The sequence below is a fragment of the Hominilimicola sp. genome (genome assembly GCF_046972485.1).
GTDB classification, from domain to species: Bacteria; Bacillota; Clostridia; order UBA1381; family UBA1381; genus Hominilimicola; species Hominilimicola fabiformis.
Window position 1 is genome coordinate 1 of sequence record NZ_JBKVWU010000123.1, and the last position, 6,431, is coordinate 6,431.

Annotated in this window: 4 protein-coding genes; 3 read left to right on the forward strand and 1 reads right to left on the reverse strand. The window is 39.7% G+C overall.

All coding sequences use genetic code 11. The features are described 5' to 3' along the window. A partial coding sequence (ptsP, locus tag ACLTU0_RS10080) for a phosphoenolpyruvate--protein phosphotransferase (protein ID WP_412322309.1) occupies positions 1-1,650 on the reverse strand: 1,650 nt, incomplete at its 3' end. Positions 1,651-1,923: 273 nt separating this feature from the next. Between ptsP and ACLTU0_RS10085 the strand changes: the two genes are divergently transcribed. The 3 genes from ACLTU0_RS10085 to ACLTU0_RS10095 form a co-directional block, all read left to right on the forward strand. After that, positions 1,924-3,096: an NADP-dependent malic enzyme gene (locus ACLTU0_RS10085; RefSeq protein ID WP_022230491.1), complete on the forward strand. Its 1,173-nt coding sequence runs from the start codon at positions 1,924-1,926 to the stop codon at positions 3,094-3,096. Between the two features lie 12 nt (positions 3,097-3,108). Continuing rightward, complete coding sequence (locus tag ACLTU0_RS10090; RefSeq protein ID WP_022230492.1) at positions 3,109-5,718, forward strand: hypothetical protein; 2,610 nt, start codon at positions 3,109-3,111, stop codon at positions 5,716-5,718. 127 nt (positions 5,719-5,845) lie between these two features. Next, positions 5,846-6,431 (forward strand): hypothetical protein (locus ACLTU0_RS10095; protein ID WP_412322311.1); only part of this gene is annotated, 586 nt, incomplete at its 3' end.

Below are 6,431 nucleotides of genomic sequence, written 5' to 3' on the forward strand. Positions count from 1 at the left end.
GTCTAAAAAACTTTCTTTAATTTCAGAAAAATTTGTTTCAATAACCTTTTTACGTATCGGTAAAATAGCACTTGGGGTGACGGAAAGTTCGTCAACGCCAATAGCAAGAAATGCTTCGGTAAGTTCAAGGTCTGCACCGAGTTCGCCGCAAATTCCAACCCATGTACCGTTTTTATGAGCGTTTTGTACTATCATATTAATAAGTCTTAAAATTGCAACATGATGTGTGTCACAGAATTTGCCTATATCGGGATTTTGTCTGTCAGCGGCAAGAGTATATTGAGTAAGGTCATTTGTACCGATTGAGAAGAAGTCCAGGTGCTTTGAAAGAATATCGCTGATTACCGCTGCGGCAGGTGTTTCAATCATACAACCAAGTTCGACATTCTTTGAATAAGCAATGCCCTCACTGTCAAGTTCTGCTTTAACTTCATCAATTATTTCGAGTATTTTTACGATTTCCCATTCCGAAGCAATCATAGGAAACATAATAGCAAGTTTACCGAATACCGATGCACGATATAGAGCACGAAGCTGAGTTTTGAATATATCCGGTCTTTGAAGGCAAATTCTTATTGCACGAATACCCATAGCCGGATTTTCTTCTTTCGGCATATTAAAGTAATCAACCTGCTTGTCTGCGCCGATGTCAAGTGTACGAACGATTACACGTTTATTAACCATTTTTGAAAGCACATCTTTATATGCGGCAAACTGAACATCTTCAGAAGGATAATCGTTGCTTTCAAGATATAAAAATTCACTTCTGAAAAGTCCGATACCCTCGGCATCGTTTTTCAAAACATTGCCGACATCAAGAACACTTCCGATATTTGCACAAAGTTCAATCTTTTGACCGTCTTTTGTTACGCTTTCACGACCTTTTAATTGTTGAAGAAGTTTGTTTTGCTTATCAATTTCTTCTTTTTTCTTAGTCATTTCGTTGATTGTAGCTTCGTCGGGATCAATATAAATCGTGCCCGTAAAACCGTCAACAATGGCATTTTTGCCGTTTGCATCGGCAGATAAAACGCCCTTTGCACCAATCATTGCGGGAATATTCATCATTCTTGCAAGAATTGATGTATGAGAATTTGTAGAGCCGCCCTCTGTTACAAAAGCGAGAATTTTGCTCTTGTCGAACTGAACCGTTTCGCTCGGTGCAAGGTCATCGGAAATGATTATAACAGGTTCGTCCGTAACAAGACCGTCCTTGTCCTTACCTGAAAGAATTTTTATTAGTCTTTCCGAAACGTCTTTGACATCCGCACTTCTTTCACGCATATACGGATCGTCCATTGCACGGAACATTTGCACAAAATTGTCGCAAGTTTGTGCAACAGCGGTTTCGGCATTTATAAGCTGGTCGGTAATTATATTTTTGATTGATTCGATATAATCAAGGTCGTCAAGCATCATCTGATGAATTTGAAAAATCATTGCGTTAGCCTCGCCGACTTCGGCAAGAGCCTTATCATAAAGCATACCAAGTTCACTGATTGTCTGCTGACGTGCTGATTCAAAACGAGCGATTTCATCATCACTGCTTTCGATATGATGTCTTTTAATTGTGCTTTCCTCACGGCTGAAAACAAACACAGGTCCAAATGCAACACCGCTGCATACTGGTTTTCCGGTAATAGTAATCATAATAATCTTCTCCTTTGAAATTTGGGAATTTATATATATAAATATAATATTCTCATACTATGTCATATATATTATACAATATTTTTTACAAAAAGAAAAGAACTATTTTGTTAATTGTTGTGCATATTTTTGCTAAAAACAGTAAGGTTTGTTTGGTGAGATTGTATAAATAAGAAAATAAATGAATTAAGTAATGCAAATGTATTGAATGTACGAATGAGTTGTGATAAAATGAAAGTAATTGTACACAGTGATAGAATAGGAGAGAAACTAATGGATAAGAAAGAATTTGCACTAAAACAACACGAGGACTGGCACGGTAAAATTGAAGTTGTGTCAAGAGCAAAGGTTACAAACAGAGAAGAACTTTCTGTTGCATACACACCGGGTGTTGCAGAGCCTTGTCTTGAAATTTCAAAGGACGTGGATTTGTCATATAAATACACAAGACGTTCAAACCTTGTTGCCGTTATAACGGACGGTACAGCTGTACTCGGACTTGGCGATATAGGTCCGGAGGCAGGTATGCCTGTAATGGAGGGTAAATGCGCATTATTCAAGGTGTTTGCGGATGTTGACGCATTTCCGCTTTGCGTTCGTTCAAAGGACGTTGACGAAATTGTAAATACGGTTAAAATGATTGCCGGTTCATTCGGCGGTGTTAATCTTGAGGATATATCCGCTCCGAGATGTATTGAGATTGAAAGAAGATTGAGAGAAGAATGTGATATTCCTGTATTCCACGATGACCAACACGGTACAGCCGTTGTCGTACTTGCGTCGGTGCTTAACGCTCTAAAGGTAGTCGGCAAGGATATTACGGAAATTAAAGCCGTTGTAAACGGTGCGGGCTCGGCAGGTATGGCGATAACAAGATTGCTTGTTTCAAGAGGTTTGAAGAATGTAATTATGTGTGACAAGTACGGCTCACTTTACAGAGGAAACCCTGAAATGAACAGTGAACAGGCAAAGCTTGCCGAACTTACAAATCCGGACAATCTTGACGTAAAGCTTGATGAGGCAATCGTAGACGCAGATTTATTTATAGGTGTTTCCGCACCGGGTATTCTTACGGAAGAAATGGTTGCAAAAATGGCTAAAGATCCAATCGTGTTTGCTATGGCAAATCCTGTTCCGGAAATTATGCCTGATGTTGCAAAGAAGGCAGGCGTAAGAGTTATAGGTACGGGAAGAAGTGATTTTCCTAATCAAATCAACAATGTGCTTGCATTCCCTGGTATATTCAGAGGTGCACTTGACGTAAGAGCAAGCGATATTAATGATGAAATGAAAATGGCAGCCGCACAGGCGATTGCCGATATTATCAAAGACGATGAACTTAATGATGAATATATTATTCCTGACGCTTTCGATAAGCGTGTAGCGGAAAACGTTGCAAAAGCCGTTGCAAAAGCGGCAAGAGAATCGGGCGTTGCAAGAATATAAGGAGATGTGAAAATGAGTAGCGTAAAATTACATTGGCTTGAAAACCGTTCAAAAGGCGGATATGTTACATTCGGTGTGCCTTGGAACAAAGGCGAAGTTACAAAAGAAACAGTATTTTCAGTAAATGACGAAAACGGAAACGGTATCGCATATCAGGAAAAGCCGATTGCATATTATCCCGACGGTTCAACAAAATGGAGTTCGTACACAATCAAAACAGACAGTGAAACTGTTGAAATAAACAAAGCGGATAAATATGACGGTTTTGACGGAATAAAGACAAATGAAACAGAAAACGAGATAACTGTCGATAACGGCAAATTTAAAGCGGTATTCCCAAAACAAGGTTCGGTCTTGATGAAAACTCCTTACGGTGATGTAACATTAAAAGCCGTAAAAGAACTTCGCAGTAAAGACGGTGACGTTGAAATAAGAAAAAGCATACCGTATATCGGAGAAATCAATACTGTTGAAATTGAAGATTGCGGCGATTTGAAAACAACAGTAAAAGTTACGGGTGAACACAAAAACAGTGACGGCAGTGAATTTTTGCGTTACATAATCAGATTTTCTGTATTCTATGATGAAAATGAAATCAAGATTATCCATACATTCTTGTATGACGGCGATGAAAAGACCGATTTTATAAAAGGTGTCGGCGTTCAGCTTACAAGAAAAATGGAAGGTGAACTTTATAACAGACGTATAAAGATAACAGGCGACTGCGGTGTTATGCACGAAACAATGCAGCTTTTAAATTTGTGGCGACCGCGTCTTGGACCGTCAATCGGTATTCAGCCGATTTATTCAAAACAGCTTGCGGGCGAAAAAGTAAGCCTTTCCGAAATGGTTGATTTAAGAAACGGTAATGCGGTTACAAAAGAGGAAATTGATAATGTAACAAAGTGGGACAGCTATCGTTTGCAACAGGTTACGGCAGACAGCTTTGAAGTAAAGAAACGCACAGGACACGAAGAATGTACATTTATAAAGGCAATTTGGGGCAAACGCTCAAAAGGTCTTATGTACATTGCGGACGAAACAAAAGGTACGGCATTTTGTATACACAACTTCTGGGAGAAGTATCCTACATCACTTTATGCTGACGGACTTTGTACGGATAACGCAAGCCTTACCGCATGGATTGTTCCGCCGGACGCAGAAGCACAGGATATGCGTCACTATGACACCGTTGCACATGACCAAACATATTATGAGGGATTTCCTGAAATAGGCTCATCGGCATACGGAATTGCGAATACAAACGAAATGTCACTGTTTTTATATGACACAGTGCCGTCGGACGATGAACTTATGAAACAAGCCGAAACTGTACAGAAACCGTCTGTACTTGTTGCAACTCCTGAATATTATCACGAAGTTAAGGCTATGGGTGAATGGAGCTTGCCGTCAAAGGATACACCGCTTAAAAAATGGCTTGAAGAAGAACTTGACAAAGCATTTGCATTTTATAAGAACGAAGTCGAACAAAGACATTGGTACGGTCTTTGGGATTACGGCGATATAATGCACACATATGACGCACAGCGTCATTGTTGGAGATATGATATGGGCGGTTACGCTTGGCAGAATACCGAACTTATACCGACATTGTGGCTGTGGCTTGCATTTATGCGTTCGGGCAGAGAAGATATTTTCACTATGGCAGAGGCAATGAGCCGTCACAGTGCAGATGTTGATATATACCATTTCGGTGATTTGAAAGGTCTTGGCAGCCGTCATAATGTTGTGCATTGGGGCGATTCCTGTAAAGAACCGCGTATCGCTATGGCAGGACATCACAGAGCATTGTATTATTTGATGGGCGGTGATCCGAGAATAGGTGACGCAATGGACGATGTTAAGGACGCAGACTATGCAACGCTTAATATGGATCCGCTTAGATATTTCTATAAGAAAGAAGAAATGAAACTTCCTACTCATGCAAGAAGCGGTCCGGACTGGTCAACATATTGCTCAAACTGGTATACGGCTTGGGAGAGAGATAACGATAATCATTACAGAGATAAGATTGTTACGGGTATCAATGATTTGAAAAAGTCGCCTATGCGTATGATTTCGGGTTCAAACTATGAATATGATCCCGAAACGGGCCATTTGGGATATATCGGCGAAAGTGCCGCAGGCGGTGCACACCTTGCCGTTTGTATGGGCGGTCCCGAAACTTGGTTTGAACTTGCTGAACTTTTAGATGATGAAGTATTTAAGGATATGCTTGTTCAGTACGGCGAATTTTACTTCTTACCGGTTGAGGAAAAAAAGAAAATTTCAAACGGTCTTTTGACCGGCAACGGATTTGTTTATCCGTATATGGCATCGGCTTTGTGCGGATATGCGGCAAGAGAAACGGATAATGCCGAGCTTGCATATCAAGTATGGCAAGTGCTTATTCATTCTTTGGCAGGCAAGGACAAGAAAGATAATTTCGATATAGGAATTTACAAGAATTACTTTAATAATGAAAATCTCGAAGAAATGTTCTGGATAAGTACAAACTTTACTTCACAGTGGTGTCTGAATGTAATTGTTGCACTGGAACTTACTAAGGATTACATCAAAGATTCAATCAACGACTACGAATGGGCTGACTGGGTGAAATAAGGATAATTTATGTTATAAAATTTTCCTGAAGATATTGACAAATATAGATGTTGAGTGGTATTATATGTATATACAATTAATATAACTATATATTGATAGTATAATAACTGGAGAGAGGGAGAGGTTTATGAACATGAAAAAAATGGTTTCCTGCTTGGTTGCAGGATCAATGCTTACAATGGCAGTGTCTGCTTTTGCTCAGATTCCGGAAACACAGGTTTCTACAATCAACAATGCGGCTGTTGTAGCATTTGACGGGGTAAACGCACATCAATCAATGAATATTGAGGGTGACGTGTATGCAGGCGGACAGGTTAAGTTTGACAATGCTGGTGAAAACTATCTTGACGGTGATATAATTTCATCACAAGAAGTAAGCTATCAAGACGAATATTCTGCAATCCTTAAAGACACAAACAGAAAAGGTGTGGATAAGGTTGAAGAAAATATGTCAAAGTATCTTGATGCATATTATCCCGATACTTATCTTACAGATGATTCTGTAAAACCCGAAACACCTGCTTATGAAGATGTAGAATACACATCTGCACAAGGTTGGGTAGGCGTTAATGCCTGGTCGTATCCGAGTCTTCCTACCGACGAAAACGGTTATCCATATTACACAATTTCAGAAAATACATCATTTGACGGACTAAGCGTTCAAGGCGGTAAGGTTGTTATCGATACAACAAACGGTCCGGTATATGTAAAAG